Consider the following 18,426-nt stretch of genomic DNA (forward strand, 5'->3'; position numbering starts at 1 on the left):
TTAGGTGGCCTTTCTGGCGGCTTTTATTGCCAAACGCCTTTTTGCGGCGTCCTTACGCTTGCGGCGGGTCGGGGGGCGTTCAAAGCGGGTGCGGCGACGTGCTTCGGAAAGAATGCCGTCCTGCTGGACCTTGCGGTTAAAACGTTTGAGCATGCTTTCAAAGCTCTCGTTATTTTCGGGTCTAACGTCTGCCATTTGTATATCACCCCCTTACTTTGAAAAAAATGACCTAGAGAATCATTGTACTTGGATAGGGGGCTTAAGTCAAGATGTTCAAGCTAACTGGCTTTGGAAAATGCCCGGCAAAGAAGAAGCCCTCTCTTTTCAGGGAGAGGGCTTCCAATAATACGTTTAATTCAGGAATTTTTTAGTAATCAGCGTTGCGGCGGCCGAGCCAGAAACCCAAAGCTAGCAACAAAAGACCACCGATACCAATCAGGACATAGGTAGCCCATGCGGGCAGGTCCAGGCTGAAGCCAACTGTGAAACTACCAGCGCCGGTATAAGCACTTGCGTTTCCAGCACCGTCCACAGCCTTGACTCTCCACCAGTAGGGGCTGTCTGAAGAAACACTCTCCAGCTTCTGGGCCTCAGTCATGGTGTAGGTGGAGTCGGTGAGATCTTTTATCTGGTAAAGAATGGTAGCAAAGTTTTCATCAGTGGCAATTTCCAGTACATAAGTAACACCACTGGGGTCAGTAACATCTTCCCAGTCAAAGACAACGGGCTGTTTAGCCTTAAGTCCCATCTCCGGGGTGAGAGGAGCAGGAGTGGCCGGAGCAGTGCCTTCAACAAAGAAGGTGAAGGCACTGCTGGTAGTGCCGGAGATAACGGTAATGGTGTGAGGTCCGGCAGTGGTAGCAGGAATTTTAAATATAAGGCTAAAACCGCCATTGCTATCAACTATGGGGCTGGGAGTAATAGTGAGTTGGGCACTGTCAAAGGTAACCAGTACGGTGTCATTGGCCTTAAGGCCTGAACCGGTTAGGGTAATTTCCTGTCCCACGCTACCGGGAGTGGAGGCGTTGTTGGTGGGGGACATGGTGATATTGGTGGTAACTGTAAGGGTGGTGGTAGCTATAACGCTGCCGTCTGTGGCAGATAGTGTGTAAACTCCGGCTTGAACACCGGGTATTACAAAGGTAGTAGTAAAAGTGCCGCTAGTCAGGGCCACAGTAACACTCTGGCCGAAGTAGGTCAGGGTGACTGAACCGGTAGTATTAAAACCGCTGCCCTTTACGGTGATGCTCGTGCCCACCGTGCCGCTGGTGGGGGTTACCGATATTTTCTGGGCTATATCAAAAGTGGCCTGAGCGGATTTATTCCAGGCATCGTTAGCTGTAAGCGTATGGATGCCACGGGTCAGTGCCGGGATTGTGAAAGTGGTGCTGAAGCTGCCGTTTGAACCCACAGATACACCTGCATTAGCAGCAGTGCCCGAATCTACGCTAATCTGGATGATACCTTCATAAAAACCGCTGCCGGTTACAGTTATGCTGTCACCTACCCCGGGGTTATCTGTTGAAAGGGTTATTTTGGGGTTAATAGTGAAATTAACCGGAGCAGTGCCGGGAGTGCCGCTATCATTGGCGGTGATGCTTAGTACCCCTTGTTTGGCCGGGGGTATGGTAATAGTACCGGATACAGTACCGGTACTGGAAGAGTTCAGGTGGGCAAAAGCAGTGGTACTGCCTGACAGGTAAAAATTGACTGTCGTGCTGGGGGCAAAACCGCTGCCGGTTACGGCTACACTATCACCCACGTAACCGGTGGCACTGGCCAGAGTTATGCTGGGAGTGACAGTAAAAGTGGCACTGGCTACACTCTCCAGCCCGAGGGTGGAAACGGTATATGCGCCCCGTGTGACTGTAGTTGGAACAGTAAAACTACCGCTGGCACTGCCGCCACTTACGGTAGCAGTTGTGATTTGGGTTCCTCCAAATAATATCCAAGCAGTTGTGCCGTTTGTAGCAGTAGTTGCAATGCTAAAATTTACCAGACTTCCGGCCGGACCGGAATTTGGATACAAAGTAATGCTGGCCGCTGCCGAAACCGGAGAAAGCGGCAAGGCTACAATCAGCAAGGCCAAGGTGGAAAACACCCCTAATACGCGAAGTAAAAATTTGTGTTTCATTATCTGAGTTCTTTCAAGCCTCCTTATTTGAAAATAACATACCCTCTAAACTTGGGGCAATTATACCACAGAAGCCCTCCTATTCAAATAATTTACAAGCTGATTATGTCTATTTAATAAAACGACAAAATAGTCTTGAAGATATTAGAACATATGTGCTAAATTTAACCACTGCAAGCACAGATTTTATTAAGAAGGATTGGAGAGATGACCTTATTAGAGAATGATTTGAGAATAGAAGAAGCGGATTTGCTGCCTGAACTTACCTCATACCCTGACCAGGGTTGTGAGTTTTCAAAAACTTGTTTGGGTTGTCCTTTGCCGGTGTGTATTTTTGACCAGCCGCGCGGCCGCCAGAGATGGCTGAAAAGGCAAAGGGATAAGGAAATAGTAAGTTTATTTCAGCACGGGCAGTCTGAAAGGGAACTGGCAGAATACGGCTGCCCAGTGATTCCCGCAGGAACGAGGCTACCGGCTGTCCCAAACCGGTGGCATCCACTGCTACCTTGCGGCATTTCCAAACTTTACCCAGCAGTTCCACCAGCTTTTCATAGAGAAGGGCATGACGTGTTCCCTGCCAGCTGTAATGGCAGACCAGCCTGACCTGAGGCAGGTTGTAGGGGGCTTTGGCAAAGGTATAATCCAGCTGCGCAATAGTAAGCACGCTTGAGTCCCGCCGTAAGTTTACAGTTGTCGGGGAGATGCCGCCCGTTTGACTGTCTTCGCCTGCCAGATCAAGACCAGCCACATATACCTTGCCCTTTTCGGGGTAGACTTGACAGGGGTGATTTCCTTTAAGCAAATCAAGCTGTTCGTTACTGAACATGCCGCCGCCACCGCTTACCGGAAGTAAGCGGTACTGGGCCAGGAATAAAGGGTGGTTTTTCCCCAGTCTCTCTTTTTCAGACAGGGCATATGCCAGATAAGTCGGGTTGTGGGCGGCTACTGCCTCCCAGTCATACCGGAAATGCCGTTTCAGCCCGTCTTTTTGCTCTTTTTCTATATTTTGTTCTTTTATCTCTTCAAGAAGGCTGAAACTGTCCCAGGTAGTGCCGTAAAGAACGGTGGTAACATTGGTGGTGGCGCCCATGGGTTTAAATTCCTTGCTGTACTTTTCCTTGTTCACGTCTTGGGCTTCATCTACCTCCAGTAGCAGGTGGGCGGTATTGCCCACCACGCTGGCACTTGGTTCGGCTGACAGAAAAACGGCTCTGGCCTGATTGAGCCTGATAATATACCCGCCTTCGGTGTGGTATATATCCGTAAAACCGGCCTCATTCAGGCGGTCTTTCAGCCTCATCATGGAGATATTCAGCTGGGGTTTGAAGGTAGGGGCGCATTTAACCAGATTTTTAGGCTCAAACATGTAAAGAGTAAGAAGCAGGAGCTCCAGCTGGAATGAAAGTTCATTTTTCCCGCCCTGCCGGGCTATTTCTACGCTGAAGGTCTGCCCCTGCTGGTTAAATATACTTCGTAACACCGCCCTGGCAACATCCTGCTGGTAAGGGCGAAGTTTATTTATCAAAGGTAGCCTTTATAATGCCCAGCGGCACAGCCACGTCTCTGAGGACGTTGAAAATAGCCTCTTTCAATCCGCCTTTGTCCTGACGGCTGATGTTGTAACGGGCAGAAAGCAGGCGTGACAGGGTGGTTACGGCCTGCATTAGCAGTTTCAGATTGTCTGGGTCATGGCGGAGGACGGATTTGATTTTTACCCTGAGCAGGGCAATTTCTTCGTCAATACCTTCCGTCAGGGTTGCCTGTTCATAGTCCTCCAGTTCATCAGTATCCAGTACGCGGGAATAGAAGCCGTGTTTGCGGGCATTCTGGTTGCCGTAGGGAGCGCCTTTTTTTCTTTCAATAAATTCTTGTGTCATAGTGGTAGAATAATAGCACAAATGTTCTAATATCAGCTATAATCATCTGTCACTCTTTAGATAGTTATTGCTAAAGTGTGATGCAGGACTTACAATAGTGGGCAAGTATGCAACTAGCAAAAGAGCTTTATCAACTGCAAGAACTGGAACTGGATTTGGAGTCTCACCTGATGCAGGCCTCCAAATTACAGGCAATCCTGCAGGATGACTCTGCTCTCAGGCAGGCCGAAAATAATCTGGTGGAAGCGGCCAGCCATCTGAAAGAACAGCAGGCTTCTCTGCGTGAACTTGAAAGTCAGTCTGCTGATTTGGATGCCAAGATAAACGAAATTAAGAAAAGCCTGTATTCAGGACGGATTAATAATCCCAAAGAGCTTTCTAATCTGAGTAAGGAACAGGAAATCCTTGAAGCAAAGCGTACCCAGATAGATGATCAAGCGCTTGCCGGCATGGACCGTCTGGAAGAGTTGCAGACTAATTGCAATCAGGTAATGGAGGGGCTGGAAACTGCCCGCTCGGAATGGCAGCAAGACCAGACCCAAAATACCCAGTCACTGAACCTGATACATTTAGAGATAGAAAAGCTTAAAAACGAACGTCATGAGTTTATGTCCCGTTTTGAACAGCCGGATTTGGTACTTTTCCAGACTCTGCGTAAAAGCAAGGGCAAAGCTGTTTCAAAGGTAGAACAAGGGAATTGCCGTGGTTGCGGTTTGAAATTAACAGCGGCTTGGATGCAGCGTGCCAGAGCCGGTACTCTGGTGCAGTGCAGCGGTTGCCAGCGAATATTATATCTGGATTGAAAGAAAGGTATCTAAAAGATTAGCAAGATTATTATAAACACAGACGGGGCATCAAGGGGTAATCCCGGCCCGGCCTCCATTGGCGTAACCCTCAAGGACGGAAAAAACAATCTGGTTGCCTGTATTTCCAAAGCTATTGGTCATGCCACCAACAACCAAGCCGAATATCAGGCTCTGCTAGCAGGGCTAGAAAAAGCCGCTTCTCTGGGTGCAAAGGAACTGGAAATTCGCTCGGATTCAGAGCTTCTGGTAAAACAGATAAAGGGCGAATACCGAATGAAAAACGAGGGGCTTAAACCCCTGTTCAGCAAATCTGTTTCACTGTTGGGGCGTTTTGAACGCTACCAAATAAAGTACATACCCCGCGCCCAAAACTCTGAGGCAGACGCTCTGGCTAACAAAGCTTTGGATGGCGGAAGCTGAGACTCCTGTTTAAGCTAAAAGGGTGGCTATCCGCTTTTTGTTTTTAGAGTACTTTTTATGCGGGTAGAACATATCTCTGCTATACTAAAGCTTGCCAAGTAGACCGGGTGGCCGCCCGCCTTTAAAGCGGGAGGAAAGTCCGAGCTCCTCCAGACAGGATGCTGGGTAACACCCAGGGGGGGCGACCCTACGGAAAGTGCAACAGAAACATACCGCCTGTGAAAACAGGTAAGGGCGAAATGGTGAGGTAAGAGCTCACCGGCAGTCCGGGTGACCGGCTGGCCGGGTAAACCCCGTCCGGAGCAAGGCCAAATAGGGGAACGCAAGGACGTCTGGCCTGTTCCCGGGTTGGCCGCATGAACCAGACGGTAACGTCTGGTCTAGATAGATGGTCATCACCTTTGCTTTCGGGCAAGGGTACAGAACTCGGCTTACAGGTCTGCTTGGCTTAATTTATTTCAGTAAACCACCCCTTTTGAGGGGTGGTTTTTCTATTTAGTAAATATCCGGGCTGGATTTTTAATTCGGGTTTGGCCTGATTTTAGTTTGACAGTTTTAGGTGGGTGTTAAACTGGTAAAAAAGAATAAAACTGCCTCCGCTTGCGGCGATTACTGTTGCCACTGTAAATATGTTGGCTACGGATTCCCTTGATGAATAAGAATCAGACAGTGCAAATGGTGAGATTTGAGGGAAAACAAACAATGTAACCGCCAGTAGACAGAGTATCCACCAGAATTTGAATAGCAAATTTATTTTGTATTCTGGCAGGGCGGTTTGAGTTTCTAGAGGCTGTTTGCTTAGTTGCCATGTTTCAGCCGTAAATAACAGCGGAAATACCAAATTGATTACGGGTATCAAGAACCCCGGAAATACCCGGCGGGATTTGTAGCGGGGAGTGATGCGGTGCAGGTTCACATAAAATGCGTGGCTCAAGTACAGGTAAAACATGCCGCTGACAAAGCTAACGGCAAGCAGTATATTCAAGCCCAGAGTCGCTTGGTCTACTGCCTCTTCGCAAAGATGGGGGTAAGACGGGATAACAAAATTGGTCTGGCTGGTAGTGTTCAGGAAGGCGCTCAGGTGAGATTGCTGGACAGCCAGATATATGCCGCTTAACATAGACAGCCCCAGCAGTACCAGCAAAAGCCGGCCAAGCATTTTTAATCCTGAAATGTTCCTGTTTTGGTTGGTATTCCGCAAGTTAGCCCCTGTTTTCTATGGAAATATATATATAAATGTATACTAGTAAGACTATAATGGCAAGTGATGTCTACTATTGCAAGTGATGTCTGCCGGCGGATGGTTTTCCCAAATAATAAAATCAGGCACTCTTGATGCTTCAAACAGGCTGGATTTCAAGGCTTAATATGCTCAAAATACAAAGATACCAGCCATTAGTGAGGTTGACCAGAGGGTTTGACTGGTTATAAATTATGCTCCGCAACTCTCCTCAGGTGGTTTGCTGCTTGCTAGGTGGTGATGGGTTATAATGAGGGCAATTATGGAAGACCTGAATATCTCTGCTCTGGATTTTGTCCAATTCTGCCACCGCCGTTGCGGGCAGGAATGGCCTGAACTGTATGACGAAATGTGCAGGGTAGCCGGACGGCGGCTCTACCGGGGGATGGGTTATTACGAACTGAATAATCTGGGTATTCCTCTGGATCTGGCTAATCTGGACAGCACCTTGGCTCTGGTGGACCAATTCAAATCAAATCAGAAGTGTTCTTAGCGGTACTTTACAGTAATTGTTAGCTTAAGGCTCGGGAGTAGTACTTCCGGGCCTTTTGTTTTATGATTAGAACAGGATATTTTACAGGGAGACGTCTATGACTTTTAGAATAAAAGTATTGCTGGGCACTATTCTGTCCATGGTTGGTTTGCTGGGGTCTTTCGCCCTGGGTTATTTTAGCGGCGGCGTGTCCGCTTTAAACAGTGACGAAAACCTGTCCAGTATTGTAACTGCCTGGCAGATTATTACTACTGAATACGTAGAGCCGGATATTATAGATCAGGCGGCTCTGGCTGAAGCGGCTATAAAGGGTATGATGGATGAGCTGAATGACCCCCATTCCGTTTATCTGAATGCCGAAGACTATCAGGCCAGTCTAGAGTACGATGACGGCCAATATGTAGGGATAGGTGCCACTGTCCAGATAGAAGACGGGGTGATTACCCTGATTCCTTATGAGGGTTCTCCGGCAGCTTTGGCCGGTATAAAGGCCGGCGATATTTTACTGGAAGTGGACGGGCAGTCCGTTGACGGATTTAGTTTGGCAGACCTGTCTCCGCTGGTCAGGGGCGAAAAGGGGACTTTGATAACGCTAAAGGTAGAAAGAAGCACCTCTGCCCAGCCACTGCTGTTTAACGTTACCCGTGATGAAATACTTATTCCCAGCGTTTCCTCTGAAATGATGGGAGATATAGCTTATATCCGTCTCAGCCGTTTTAGCGAAAGGACAGACGCAGAGCTGGAGCAGGTGCTCAAAAATCTGGGTGATGCCAAAGGGATAGTGCTGGATTTAAGGGGCAATCCCGGTGGTCTGGTAAGTTCGGTTATAAATGTAACCAGCCGTTTTGTAAGCAGCGGGGTGGTTTTAACCACTGTTGACAATGCCGGAAACTCGGAGGAATACAAAATAGTCCCCAAGGCTGTAACTACCAGTTTGCCCATGGTAGTATTGGTAGACCAGTACAGTGCCAGCGGTTCCGAAGCCCTTTCAGGTGCTTTGCAGGACTATGGGCGGGCAACTATTGTGGGTAAGACTACTTATGGCAAGGGTAGTGTAAACCGCACCTTTGATGTGACCGGGAACACCGGTATCTACTTGACTATAGGCCGCTGGTATACACCTAACGGGCGGATGATAGAAGGTCAGGGTATTACCCCGGATATCGAACTGGAGTTGGCAGGTGACGAAGCTGTTAAATGGGCGCTAAATTTTATGCATGGGGAAGCCTAAATAGCCTGAAAGCAGGCTGTTTAGGACGGACAAACCTGACATAATGTTGGGCTGTGTTGACCATTCAAAGCTAATAGCATATAATTTTTACAAAATTTTGATGTGAAGCTGGGCTATGGAAGAAATTAAAAATATCACTGACATTACCCAAAGCGCCCTTGCCGAACTGGAAGCCATAACAGATCTCAAGGATCTTGAAGCGTGGCGTGTCCGGTATTTAGGCAAGAAAAGCCTGCTGACCGGAGCACTCCGGAATCTGGCCAGTTTGCCCATAGAAGAACGTAAAGCAGCCGGAGCGGCAGCTAATGAAGCCAAAGCCGCACTTGAGGCCGCTTTTTTGCAAAAAGAGCAGATATCTAAAGAAAAACAGTTTGCCAGCCGTAATGAAGGGCTAGATATTACTCTGCCCGGCAGACCCTGGCCTATCGGACGTATCCACCCCCTGACGCAGGTAACCAATGAGGTTACTACTATTTTTTCAAGTCTGGGTTTTTCAGTCGTGGAAGGGCCGGAAATAGAAGATGATTACCATAATTTTGAGGCTTTGAATATTCCTGAAGATCATCCCGCCCGGGAAAATATGCAGACCTTTTGGATAGACAGGCCTAATGACAACGGCAGGCTGGATACCCTGCTTCGCACCCATACCTCTCCCATGCAGGTACGTTATATGGAGAAAAACAAACCTCCTATACGGATAGTAGTACCGGGAAAGGTTTATCGTTACGAAGCAACCGATGCCACCCACATTCCCATGTTTACCCAGGTGGAGGGTCTGGTGGTGGACAGGGGTATTTCCATGGCCCATCTTAAAGGCACTTTGATGGAGTTTTGCCGCCGTTTCTTCGGGGCTAACCGCAAGGTTCGTTTCCGCTGTGACTATTTCCCCTTTGTAGAGCCGGGTGTAGAAGTAGCGGTAAGCTGTACCTGCGGCGGTAAAAAAGAATGCAGTGTTTGCCACGGTTCCGGCTGGCTGGAGATTTTGGGTGCGGGCATGGTGCACCCTAAGGTGCTGGAGAGGGTAGGCATAGATTCAGAACAATATACCGGCTTTGCCTTCGGCATGGGGCTGGAAAGATTGCCTATGCTGAGGTACGGTATTGATGATATCCGTCTCTTCTACTCTAACGATACTAGATTCTTGAGGCAGTTTTAATATGAAAATACCTTTGAAGTGGCTTAAAGAATACCTTCCAACTGATATACAGCCTGCCGAACTGGCCGAACGGATGACTATGGCCGGTACTGAGGTGGCAGTATTAAATTCCCATAAAGACAAATGGCCAAACGTATATGTAGGCCAGATTATGGAAGTAAACCGCCACCCCAACGCTGACCGCCTGGTGCTGGTAAAGGTGGATTGGGGGCAGGGGCAGGAAACAGTGGTTACCGGCGCACCTAACTGCAAAGTCGGTGACAAGGTGGTTTTTGCCCGTACGGGTGCAGTCTTGATAGACGGTCACAACGGTAAGGAAATTGTGCTGAAGCCGGCTGTTTTGCGGGGAGTGGAATCCTGCGGAATGGTTTGTTCCGAACGGGAACTGGGGTTGTCAGATGAACATGAGGGTATTTTGGTATTGCCGGCGGATGCGCCTGTTGGCATGCTGGCCAGCGAATATCTGGGTGAGATAATATTTGATCTGGAGCTTACCCCTAACCGGGGTGATTTGATGTGTGTAACCGGCGTAGCCAGAGAACTGGGCGCACTGATAGACCGTTTGCCTGCTATCAGCGACCCGGATTTTAAAGCAACCGGCCCGGATATAAAAGAAAAAATAGAAATTGAAATAAATAACAGCAAACTCTGTACCCGTTATACCGCCAGCCTGATAGAAGGAATCAAACTTGAGGAATCGCCAGATTGGCTTAAAGAACGGCTGATTGCCTGCGGTATGCGCCCTATAAATAACGTAGTAGATGCTACCAACTACGTCATGCTGGAATTTGGCCAGCCACTGCATGCCTTTGACTACGACCAGATAAAATCACGGCATATTATTGTCCGCCCCGCGGCAGAGGGTGAAGTTTTAACTACTCTGGACGGGGTTGAACGGAAACTTAGCCCGGATATGCTGCTTATTACCGAACCTGACAGGATAATTGCCTTGGCGGGGGTGATGGGTGGTGAAAATACCGAGGTAACTGAAAAAACCTCCCGCATACTTTTGGAATCGGCCACCTTTGATAAGCAAAGCATCCGTAAGACCGCCAGAGGTTTAAAACTCCAGAGTGAGGCTTCTGCCCGTTTTGAAAAGGGGCTTAGCTACGAACTCGCTCCTATTGCTCTGAAACGCGCCACCCAGCTGATACTTGAAATAGCCGGTGGACAGGCAGCTTCAGGGTTGATAGATGTTTTGCCTAATAAAAAGGAAAGAAACGGTATTGTGCTCTCACTGGCAAAGGTTAATCAGATATTAGGCTATGAGAAAGAACCGCCTGATGCCTGTAAAATAGCCAAAAGGCTGGGTTTTATCTGGCTTCCCGAATATGTACCCGGCATGGAAGAATTCGGTTACGGTGCGACTGAGGATATGGTGCGTATTTATCCGGGATATTGGCGGATGGATATTGAAACCGACATTGATATGATTGAAGAAGTGGCCAGAATAGCGGGCTACCATACCATACCCTGCCTGCCTCTGGATAAAGCTATACCCAAAATAGAAACGCCCCCGTTGCCCGGCATGAAGCGTTTCCTAAGGCAAATACTCTCAGGTTATGGTTTTCAGGAACTTATTTCATATTCATTTACCAGCCGTGAAATGCTTTCCCGTGTTTCATCAGGTGCTGAGCCCGAATTTCTGGCTATCAGCAACCCCATGAGCAGTGAGCAAGAGGTTATGCGCACCAGTTTGCGTCCCAGCTTGTATGCTTCTCTGGCGGCAAACCGCCGCTTTGAAAAAGACGGTCTCAGGCTTTATGAGCTTGGGCGTGTTTACCTGCCGAAAGAGAATAAAAAACAGGAAGAACCTGAGATGCTGTGTGCTGTTATAGCGGGTGGTTCGTCTCAATCCCGGTGGCAGAGAAATACCGCCGGTTTTGACTTTTTTGATGTTAAGGGCATTGTGGAATCTATGGTAAGCCGTTTGGGGCTTTCAGCTGATTTTGTGGTATCTGACGAACATGGCTTGTCCCATGGGTATCAGGCCGGTATTCTGGTAGGGGATATGCCGGTGGGTATTTTGGGGCAGGTAAGCCCTCAAACTGCAGATAAATTTGACATAACAGAGCCGGTATATATGTTTGAAATCAATCTGTCAAAACTTATTACCAGAGCTATAGTTCGCCGCAAATTTAATCCTATTAACCGTTTCCCGGCAGTTGAACGGGATTTGGCTTTGGTGATTGACAGGCATATCACTAATCGGCAGGTTATAGACATACTCTCAGAATACGATTTGGTAAAAAATGCGGAACTGTTTGATATGTATCAGGGCAAACAGATAGCCGAGAATAAAAAATCACTGGCCTACCATCTTCTTTTCCAATCTGATACCCATACCCTGAAAGATGAGGAAGTGGACGGAGTGATGAGCCAGATACTTGGACGGCTGAATACTGAAACGGGAGCAGTTTTGCGTTCCTAACGGGTTTATCCGGTAATTTAAAGGGGCTTTTTAAAAAGCCCCTTTTGGTTTTTTCAGCCTGAATAAGGTATTATAAACACGGAGGAAAAATGTTAAGCGATAGTTCAAAGAAAATTAAAAAAGAAGTTGAAGCCATAAACTCTGAGTTCAAGACAATAGTTGGTTGTGGTGAAGCAAAATGCCCTAAACTGAAAAGATTGAGACTGGCAAGTACGCCGGATATTACTCTGACGGTTATGATAGAAATACCCAAGGGTAGCCGGAATAAATATGAATATGATAAAGAACGCAAGGTAATCAAGTTTGACCGTATGCTTTTCTCGGCTGTCCATTATCCCAGTGATTACGGTTTCATTGTGGATACTTTGGCCGAAGACGGGGACCCCCTTGATGCCTTGGTTTTAGTTTGGGAGCCTACCTTTCCCGGTTGTATGATAGAAACTAAACCGGTGGGGCTTTTCAAAATGTACGATGAAAAAGGCCCGGATGCCAAGTTATTGTGCGTACCCATTGGTGACCCGCACTTTAACTTCATTCGTGACCTTTCGGATGTGCCTCCCCACCTGCTGAAGGAAATATTCCATTTCTTTAACATATATAAAGAGCTGGAATCCAAAAAGACAGGTGTTGAAGGTTGGGAAGACCGCGAATCAGCCATTAAGACTTACTGGGAGTCTCACCAGAGGTATCTGGATACACTTAAAGACACAAAAAAAGTGAAATAATAAAAAGGGGCTTTTAAAGCCCCTTAAATTTTATCTGTTATATAGATTTATACCGGTCAGAGGGGTTATAAATCACTCTCTGATTTGATGGTGGCTATTACCCTTTCCACTATACTATCCAGCGGAACAAGCTCGGATTCCTTGTTTCGGCGGAGTTTAAATTCCACCCCGCCCTTATCCAGATTGCGGGGGCTGATAGTCAGCCTGAGGGGTATGCCCAGCAGGTCTGCATCGTTAAATTTAACCCCGGCTGTAAGCTCACGGTCATCAAACAGCACTTCAATGCTTTTGGCTTCCAGTTCTTTATATATTTTTTCAGCGCTTTCGCGGACAACGGGGTTATCCAGAAAAAGCCCGCAGATATACACCTGATACGGGGCAATTGGCATAGGCCAGATAATACCTTTTTCGTCATGGTTTTGCTCTATGGCGGCGGCCAGCAGCCGTCCTACCCCCATACCGTAGCAACCCATAATAATGGGGTGGCTGACACCCTCTGCGTCAGTGAAGTTTGCCCCGAAACGTTCGGAAAGGAATGTCCCCAGTTTGAAAATATGCCCCACTTCCACCCCCCGTTTGGAGGCGAAAGTACCGTCACAGAAGGGGCAGGCCGAGCCTTCGGCAGCCAGAGCAATATCCGCCATTTTATCCGCCCTGAAATCCCGCCCGCAGTTGACGTTTTTCAGGTGAAAGCCGTCTTTATTGGCACCGGCTACGAAGTTAGAGCCGTTTTCAACAGAGTCATCTGCAACTATCAGGATATTTTTTAAGCCTACCGGTGATGCCGAACCTGCCACTACTCCGGCGGCCTTGACTTCACCGTCTTCCGCCAGACGCAGGTCATTGCACTTAAGCAGGTTTTTAAGCTTTACCTCGTTTATATCCAAATCTCCCCGAATAACAGCCATTACAAACTTGCCGTCTGCCATATAGAAGACCGCTTTGAGGGTGTTTTCAGGTTTGACCGCAAGAAAACGGGCTACGTCTGAAATAGCTTTCTGTCCGGGAGTGGCTACTTCTTCCAAATCTTTCAGGGTTTCTTTGGGCAGGGTTTTCTTTTTGAATACAGCTTTTTCGGCATTGGCGGCGTAGCTGCATTTCGGGCAGTAGATGATACTGTCTTCACCGCTTTCAGCTACAATCATAAACTCATGTGAGGCCTTGCCGCCTATAGCTCCGCTGTCCGCGTCTATCACCATAGATTCCAGACCGCAACGGCGGTAAACACTTTCGTAGGCCTGTTTCATGGTCTGATAGCTGTCATCCAACCCTTCGGGGCTGGCGTCAAAGCTGTACATATCTTTCATAATAAATTCACGTACCCGTATCAATCCGCCGCGGGGGCGGGGTTCGTCACGGAACTTGGCCTGTATCTGGTAAAGCCGCTGAGGCAGGTCACGGTAACTCTGGATATAGCGGCTGGCGAGGTCAGTTATTACCTCTTCATGGGTAGGTCCAAGCACCAGATTACGGTCTTTGCGGTCTTTCAAATGGAAAAGGGTCTGCCCGAAGGGGGCTTCACGTCCGCTCTGCTGCCATATTTCCACCGGCTGAAGTACCGGCATGGCCAGTTCCTGACAGCCTGTCTTATTCATTTCCTGCCGTATAATGTTTTCAATTTTCTGGATAGAACGCCAGGCCAGAGGCATAAATGAATACACTCCGGCGGTCAGCTGGGCTATCATGCCCGAACGCAGAAGCAACTGGTGGCTTATCGTTTCGGCATCTGACGGGATTTCACGCTGGGTTTTGCCAAATAACCTGGAATAACGCATTTTGTAAGCTCCTTGTAAATAACGGCTTGCCGAGAAGGATTATACCCTAAAATCATCTGCCAAAGAAGCCTGAAGACGGATAGCGGACACAAGCTACAGGGAGGCTATCTCCCGTAACAGGGCATCTACCAGCTCATCTTCGGGGACTACGGCAATTTTTTCGCCCTTGCGGAAGAGCAGTCCCTGTCCTTTGCCGCAGGCTATGCCCAAATCAGCCTCTTTGGATTCGCCGGGGCCGTTTACGGCACAGCCCATTACCGCTACCCTGATAGGCTTGTCTATTTTGTTTAAAGCCTCCTGTACCCGTGAGGCAATACCCACAATATCCACCTCGGTTCTGGAGCAGGTGGGGCAACTGACCAGTATCGGGCCGCGCTGCCTGAGGTTAAGGCTCTTTAGTATTTCATAAGCGGCAAATACTTCTTCCTGAGGTGGGGCAGTCAGGGAAACACGGATAGTATCCCCAATGCCCATGTAAAGCAGATTGCCTATTCCCACCGCACTCCGCACCAGACCCGTTTTAGGCGTACCCGTTTCGGTAATGCCCACATGCAAAGGGTAGGGTATGAGAGAGGCTATCTGTGTGTAGGCCTCAATAGTGGTGGGTACATCAAAGGCCTTCAGTGAAACCTTAATCAGGCCGAAATCCAGGCCTTCCAGTATCTTTATATGTCCCATGGCGGCCTTGACCATCTTTTGGGCAATGGTGAGCTCTGGGGGCAGGTCTTTGGGCAGGCTGCCGGCGTTTACCCCAATGCGTATCGGTATTTCCCTTTCTTTAGCGGATTTGACCACCGCTTTAACCCGCTCCGGGTCACCGATATTGCCGGGATTGAGCCTGAGGCCGTCTACTCCGGCCGAAAGTGAGGCCAGTGCCAGACGGTAATCAAAGTGGATATCTGCCACTATGGGTATTTTGACTTTCGGGCGGATAGATTTCAGGGCAGAGGCGGCTTCCATATCCGGTATAGCCAGGCGGATTATCTCACAACCGCATTCTTCCAGCTCTTTTATCTGGGCGATGGTAGCCGGGATATTGCGGGTATCTGTTTTAGTCATGGACTGGACTGATATCGGGGCACTGCCCCCGATAGTCAGATTCCCCAGTCGGATTTCGGTACTTTGTCGCCGCGTAATCATATTTTACAGCCTCTTAGCAGAGAGTATAACAGAATTTAGTTGCCGGCAATGCGTATAATATCCTGAAAGGTTACAGTCAGCATAAGCCCTATCAGCAGGAAAAACCCAATCATATGGATAAGGTTTTCAACCTTGGGAGAGATGCGTCTGCCGCCCCGTATCCATTCAATAAATACAAAAAATATCCTTCCGCCGTCAAGGGCTGGCAGGGGAAGCAGGTTGATAATAGCCAGATTCAGGCTGAGGAAAGCGGTAAACTCCAGCAGTGGGCCAACCCCGGCCCGTGCCACGTCCCCGGTCATTTGGGCAAGACCCACCGGTCCAACTACATCAAAAGGAACACTGCCCATGATAAGCCCCAGTATGGAGTTTTTAAACAGCACCAGAGTTTCAAAGTTTTGCTTTACGGAAAGGGGTATAGCCTTGAGTACAGATTCACTTTCGCTGGTTATCTGGTAGTCCAGAGTCTGCAAAGAAATACCCACCGGGCCTTCACCCGCAGGGGGTTGCCAGCGGGGGGTCAGGCTGACGGTGCTCTGGGTTTGGTCAGCATGGAGTACTGTTATTTCTATAGATTGACCCAGATTCAGCTGGGATGCACGGGAAAATTCGGCGGTATTGCGTATTTCCTGACCGTTTATGCTTAGAATGGTATCGCCCGTTACCAGCCCGGCTTCGGCGGCGGGGGAATTCGGCACTACTTCCTCAACATTTACTCTGCCCACCAGCACGTCATGCGGCACTATCAGGGCAAAAGCAAACAGTATAATGGGTAAAATGGCATTTACCAAAGCCCCGGAACTGAAAAAGAGCAAGCGTTTCCCGGCGCTTTTTGAAGAAAGGCCTTTATTATTTACCGGGTCATCTTCTACTTTTACGAAGCCGCCCAGAGGAAGCCAGTTCAGGGTATACTCGGTTTGCCCGAATTTGCGTCCGAATATCCTGGGGGGATAACCAAACCCGAATTCTTCTACCTTGACCCCAATGGCTTTGGCCGTAAAGAAATGGCCAAGCTCATGGGAGATGACTACTATTGAAAATATAATCAGAAAAGAAACAACGGTTAACAGCATTTAGAAATTACCTGCCAGTTCAGTTACTTTTTGGCGCGCCCAAGCATCTGCGGCCAAAATATCATCAATATCCGGCTTGGAAACCGGCTGATGGGCATCTAATACTTTGGCTATCAGTTCGGGTATCTGCCCGAAGCTTATTTTACCCTTAAGGAACAGATCTACAGCCACTTCGTCTGCGGCACATAATGCCGCCGGAAATGTTTTTCCTTCTTCTCCGGCTGATATCGCCAGACCCAGACAGGGGAATCTGGTCATGTCCGGCATTTCAAAATCCAGTTTGCCCACTTCCGCCCAGTTAAGGCGGGGCAGGGTATGGTTGACCACTCTTTCGGGGTAAGTCAGGGCATATTGAATCGGGAAACGCATATCCGGGCATGAAAGCTGGGCCTTTAAACTGCCGTCTGCAAACTCCACCATGGAGTGGATAATGCTCTGGGGGTGGATAACCACCTGAATATTCTGTATGTGCATATCAAACAGCCAGCGGGCTTCTATTATTTCCAGACCTTTGTTCATCAAACTGGCCGAGTCTATGGTAACTTTAAGCCCCATTTTCCATGAGGGGTGCTTCAGTGCTTGTTCGGGGGTGACTTTATCTATTTCGTTTTTAGTCAAAGAACGGAAAGGTCCGCCGGAGGCGGTCAGTATAATTCTGGAAGGGGGTGTAACCTCACCTGACAAACATTGCCAGATGGCACTGTGTTCACTGTCTACTGGTAGTAGTTTAGCTTTATTTTCCCGTACAATACCGGTTACTATTTCACCGGCGGAAACCAGAGACTCCTTGTTGGCCAGAGCTATTACCTTACCGGCTTTAGCAGCCGCAAGTACCGGCTGTAAACCGGCACCGCCGGGAGTGGCCACTACTATTACGTCTGCTTCGGGCAGGGCGGCCATTTCCTCCATAGGAATGAAGCGGGAATTGCAGGCACTTTCCTTATGGCAGTCACGGCAGTATATATATTCAGGACGGAATTCACCAGCCTGTTCTTTTAGCAGATTGACATTTGCTCCGCCAGCCAGCCCCAGTACCTTGAAGTGGTCTGGCAGTGAACGGATAACTTCAAGAGTCTGTCGGCCGATAGAACCGGTAGACCCCAGTATGACAACTTTCTTTATTGAATGAACCATATCACGTAGTAGTATACCACTATACCGGTAAAAAGCAGGCTGTCCAGACGGTCCATTATTCCGCCGTGTCCGGGTATCAGATTCCCGGAATCCTTGCAGTGCATATTGCGTTTAAATAGAGATTCGGCAATATCGCCGGTTTGTCCGGCTACGCTGACCAGAAGACCCAGTAGCATAGCTATAAACATATTTATAGGTAAGCCCATCAAGTCAGCAAAAATAGGGGCGACTATAATGCTGAATACCGCACCGCCTACAGCTCCCTGCCAGCTCTTGTTAGGGCTGATGGAAGGTGCCATTTTTTGTTTTCCAAAACGGCTGCCTATAAAAAAGGCCATAGTATCCGTGGCAGAGGTGAGTATCAGTGTCCAGAGTACCCACTCCCGTCCCATGGGCAGTTCGCGCAGGGCTACCCAGAAACTGGCCAGCAGACCAATGTAAATTACCCCGGATAGTGTCCAAGCCCAGCGGGGAAAGGCGTCTGTACGGTCTTTCAGGGTAAGCAGGTAGATAAGTGAAGTCAGGCTGAAAGAGCCCAGCAGAAACGGCAAAATGCTTTCTATCTGTAGATGGGGGCTGATTACAATAAGCATACCCCAGAAAATTCCCAGTGCCTTAAAGGGCTGGGATTTAAGGTATACGGTAACTGCATTGTAAAATTCGTTTAAAGCCAGGGCTACTACTACCGCCATAGCCAGTGTCAGCCAGGCTATGGGTTGGTCAACCCAGATAACCACCAGTGAAATCAGAGCCAGCAGGCACCCGCTTAAGATGCGTTTTTTTAACATAAA

General features: G+C 48.5%; 17 protein-coding genes and 1 other RNA gene. 8 read left to right on the forward strand and 10 right to left on the reverse strand.

Annotated elements, in window-relative coordinates:
- The 4 genes from rpsU to X794_RS01180 all read right to left on the reverse strand — a co-directional run bounded on the left by rpsU (position 1) and on the right by X794_RS01180 (position 4,011).
- Positions 1-195 carry a 30S ribosomal protein S21 gene (gene rpsU / locus X794_RS01165; protein ID WP_010936130.1) on the reverse strand — a complete coding sequence of 65 codons (195 nt, stop codon included), beginning with the start codon at positions 193-195 and terminating at the stop codon, positions 1-3.
- Between the two features lie 172 nt (positions 196-367).
- Positions 368-2,134 carry an IPT/TIG domain-containing protein gene (locus tag X794_RS01170; RefSeq protein WP_034376745.1) on the reverse strand — a complete coding sequence of 589 codons (1,767 nt, stop codon included), beginning with the start codon at positions 2,132-2,134 and terminating at the stop codon, positions 368-370.
- Positions 2,135-2,396: 262 nt separating this feature from the next.
- Positions 2,397-3,659 carry a hypothetical protein gene (locus X794_RS01175; protein ID WP_041344457.1) on the reverse strand — a complete coding sequence of 421 codons (1,263 nt, stop codon included), beginning with the start codon at positions 3,657-3,659 and terminating at the stop codon, positions 2,397-2,399.
- On the reverse strand, positions 3,649-4,011 hold the full coding sequence (locus X794_RS01180; RefSeq protein ID WP_012984150.1) for a hypothetical protein: 363 nt from the start codon (positions 4,009-4,011) through the stop codon (positions 3,649-3,651). The genes X794_RS01175 and X794_RS01180 overlap by 11 nt, the downstream gene beginning before the upstream one ends.
- 107 nt (positions 4,012-4,118) lie before the next feature.
- Between X794_RS01180 and X794_RS01185 the strand changes: the two genes are divergently transcribed.
- The 3 genes from X794_RS01185 (at position 4,119) to rnpB (ending at position 5,687) form a co-directional block, all read left to right on the forward strand.
- Positions 4,119-4,814 (forward strand): zinc ribbon domain-containing protein, encoded by a 696-nt coding sequence (locus tag X794_RS01185; protein WP_011308884.1) that lies wholly within the window; start codon positions 4,119-4,121, stop codon positions 4,812-4,814.
- 33 nt (positions 4,815-4,847) lie between these two features.
- On the forward strand, positions 4,848-5,237 hold the full coding sequence (locus X794_RS07260) for a ribonuclease HI family protein (RefSeq protein WP_268749078.1): 390 nt from the start codon (positions 4,848-4,850) through the stop codon (positions 5,235-5,237).
- Positions 5,238-5,332: 95 nt separating this feature from the next.
- Positions 5,333-5,687: RNase P RNA component class A (gene rnpB / locus X794_RS07245), an RNA gene on the forward strand.
- Positions 5,688-5,778: 91 nt separating this feature from the next.
- On the opposite strand, the gene X794_RS01195 is transcribed toward rnpB, so the two are convergent.
- On the reverse strand, positions 5,779-6,396 hold the full coding sequence (locus X794_RS01195; RefSeq protein WP_034377013.1) for a DUF4328 domain-containing protein: 618 nt from the start codon (positions 6,394-6,396) through the stop codon (positions 5,779-5,781).
- 343 nt (positions 6,397-6,739) lie between these two features.
- Between X794_RS01195 and X794_RS01200 the strand changes: the two genes are divergently transcribed.
- The 5 genes from X794_RS01200 (at position 6,740) to X794_RS01220 (ending at position 12,513) form a co-directional block, all read left to right on the forward strand.
- Positions 6,740-6,970, forward strand: coding sequence for a hypothetical protein (locus tag X794_RS01200; protein ID WP_011928801.1), 231 nt, complete (start codon positions 6,740-6,742; stop codon positions 6,968-6,970).
- Positions 6,971-7,067: 97 nt separating this feature from the next.
- Positions 7,068-8,201, forward strand: coding sequence for a S41 family peptidase (locus tag X794_RS01205; RefSeq protein WP_034376739.1), 1,134 nt, complete (start codon positions 7,068-7,070; stop codon positions 8,199-8,201).
- A gap of 115 nt (positions 8,202-8,316) precedes the next feature.
- Entirely contained in the window at positions 8,317-9,357 is a 1,041-nt protein-coding gene (gene pheS / locus X794_RS01210; RefSeq protein WP_011308890.1) for a phenylalanine--tRNA ligase subunit alpha, read from the forward strand.
- A 1-nt stretch (position 9,358) separates the two neighbouring features.
- The gene (pheT, locus tag X794_RS01215) at positions 9,359-11,788 is read left to right on the forward strand and encodes a phenylalanine--tRNA ligase subunit beta (RefSeq protein ID WP_034376737.1); all 2,430 of its coding nucleotides are present in this window, start codon (positions 9,359-9,361) and stop codon (positions 11,786-11,788) included.
- Between the two features lie 89 nt (positions 11,789-11,877).
- The gene (locus X794_RS01220; RefSeq protein ID WP_011308892.1) at positions 11,878-12,513 is read left to right on the forward strand and encodes an inorganic diphosphatase; all 636 of its coding nucleotides are present in this window, start codon (positions 11,878-11,880) and stop codon (positions 12,511-12,513) included.
- A gap of 65 nt (positions 12,514-12,578) precedes the next feature.
- Here the strand turns inward: X794_RS01220 and X794_RS01225 are convergent, their stop codons facing one another.
- The 5 genes from X794_RS01225 to X794_RS01245 form a co-directional block, all read right to left on the reverse strand.
- Positions 12,579-14,288 carry a proline--tRNA ligase gene (locus X794_RS01225; RefSeq protein WP_034376736.1) on the reverse strand — a complete coding sequence of 570 codons (1,710 nt, stop codon included), beginning with the start codon at positions 14,286-14,288 and terminating at the stop codon, positions 12,579-12,581.
- 93 nt (positions 14,289-14,381) lie between these two features.
- Positions 14,382-15,428, reverse strand: coding sequence for a flavodoxin-dependent (E)-4-hydroxy-3-methylbut-2-enyl-diphosphate synthase (ispG, locus tag X794_RS01230; RefSeq protein WP_011308894.1), 1,047 nt, complete (start codon positions 15,426-15,428; stop codon positions 14,382-14,384).
- A 35-nt stretch (positions 15,429-15,463) separates the two neighbouring features.
- On the reverse strand, positions 15,464-16,501 hold the full coding sequence (gene rseP / locus X794_RS01235; RefSeq protein WP_012984158.1) for an RIP metalloprotease RseP: 1,038 nt from the start codon (positions 16,499-16,501) through the stop codon (positions 15,464-15,466).
- Positions 16,502-17,635: a 1-deoxy-D-xylulose-5-phosphate reductoisomerase gene (locus X794_RS01240; RefSeq protein ID WP_012984159.1), complete on the reverse strand. Its 1,134-nt coding sequence runs from the start codon at positions 17,633-17,635 to the stop codon at positions 16,502-16,504.
- Positions 17,620-18,423 (reverse strand): phosphatidate cytidylyltransferase, encoded by an 804-nt coding sequence (locus X794_RS01245; protein ID WP_012984160.1) that lies wholly within the window; start codon positions 18,421-18,423, stop codon positions 17,620-17,622. The genes X794_RS01240 and X794_RS01245 overlap by 16 nt, the downstream gene beginning before the upstream one ends.
- Positions 18,424-18,426: the final 3 nt, after the last annotated feature.

Origin of the sequence: Dehalococcoides mccartyi CG5 (assembly GCF_000830885.1) — a bacterium.
Classification (GTDB): Bacteria; Chloroflexota; Dehalococcoidia; order Dehalococcoidales; family Dehalococcoidaceae; genus Dehalococcoides; species Dehalococcoides mccartyi_B.

Bases quoted from the DNA above. Each gene is read 5' to 3' on its own strand.
- rpsU (WP_010936130.1), bottom strand. From the start codon at position 195: ATGGCAGACGTTAGACCCGAAAATAACGAGAGCTTTGAAAGCATGCTC.
- X794_RS01170 (WP_034376745.1), bottom strand. From the start codon at position 2,134: ATGAAACACAAATTTTTACTTCGCGTATTAGGGGTGTTTTCCACCTTG.
- X794_RS01180 (WP_012984150.1), bottom strand. From the start codon at position 4,011: ATGACACAAGAATTTATTGAAAGAAAAAAAGGCGCTCCCTACGGCAAC.
- X794_RS01185 (WP_011308884.1), top strand. From the start codon at position 4,119: ATGCAACTAGCAAAAGAGCTTTATCAACTGCAAGAACTGGAACTGGAT.
- X794_RS01195 (WP_034377013.1), bottom strand. From the start codon at position 6,396: ATGCTTGGCCGGCTTTTGCTGGTACTGCTGGGGCTGTCTATGTTAAGC.
- X794_RS01200 (WP_011928801.1), top strand. From the start codon at position 6,740: ATGGAAGACCTGAATATCTCTGCTCTGGATTTTGTCCAATTCTGCCAC.
- X794_RS01205 (WP_034376739.1), top strand. From the start codon at position 7,068: ATGACTTTTAGAATAAAAGTATTGCTGGGCACTATTCTGTCCATGGTT.
- pheS (WP_011308890.1), top strand. From the start codon at position 8,317: ATGGAAGAAATTAAAAATATCACTGACATTACCCAAAGCGCCCTTGCC.
- pheT (WP_034376737.1), top strand. From the start codon at position 9,359: ATGAAAATACCTTTGAAGTGGCTTAAAGAATACCTTCCAACTGATATA.
- X794_RS01220 (WP_011308892.1), top strand. From the start codon at position 11,878: ATGTTAAGCGATAGTTCAAAGAAAATTAAAAAAGAAGTTGAAGCCATA.
- X794_RS01225 (WP_034376736.1), bottom strand. From the start codon at position 14,288: ATGCGTTATTCCAGGTTATTTGGCAAAACCCAGCGTGAAATCCCGTCA.
- ispG (WP_011308894.1), bottom strand. From the start codon at position 15,428: ATGATTACGCGGCGACAAAGTACCGAAATCCGACTGGGGAATCTGACT.
- rseP (WP_012984158.1), bottom strand. From the start codon at position 16,501: ATGCTGTTAACCGTTGTTTCTTTTCTGATTATATTTTCAATAGTAGTC.
- X794_RS01240 (WP_012984159.1), bottom strand. From the start codon at position 17,635: ATGGTTCATTCAATAAAGAAAGTTGTCATACTGGGGTCTACCGGTTCT.
- X794_RS01245 (WP_012984160.1), bottom strand. From the start codon at position 18,423: ATGTTAAAAAAACGCATCTTAAGCGGGTGCCTGCTGGCTCTGATTTCA.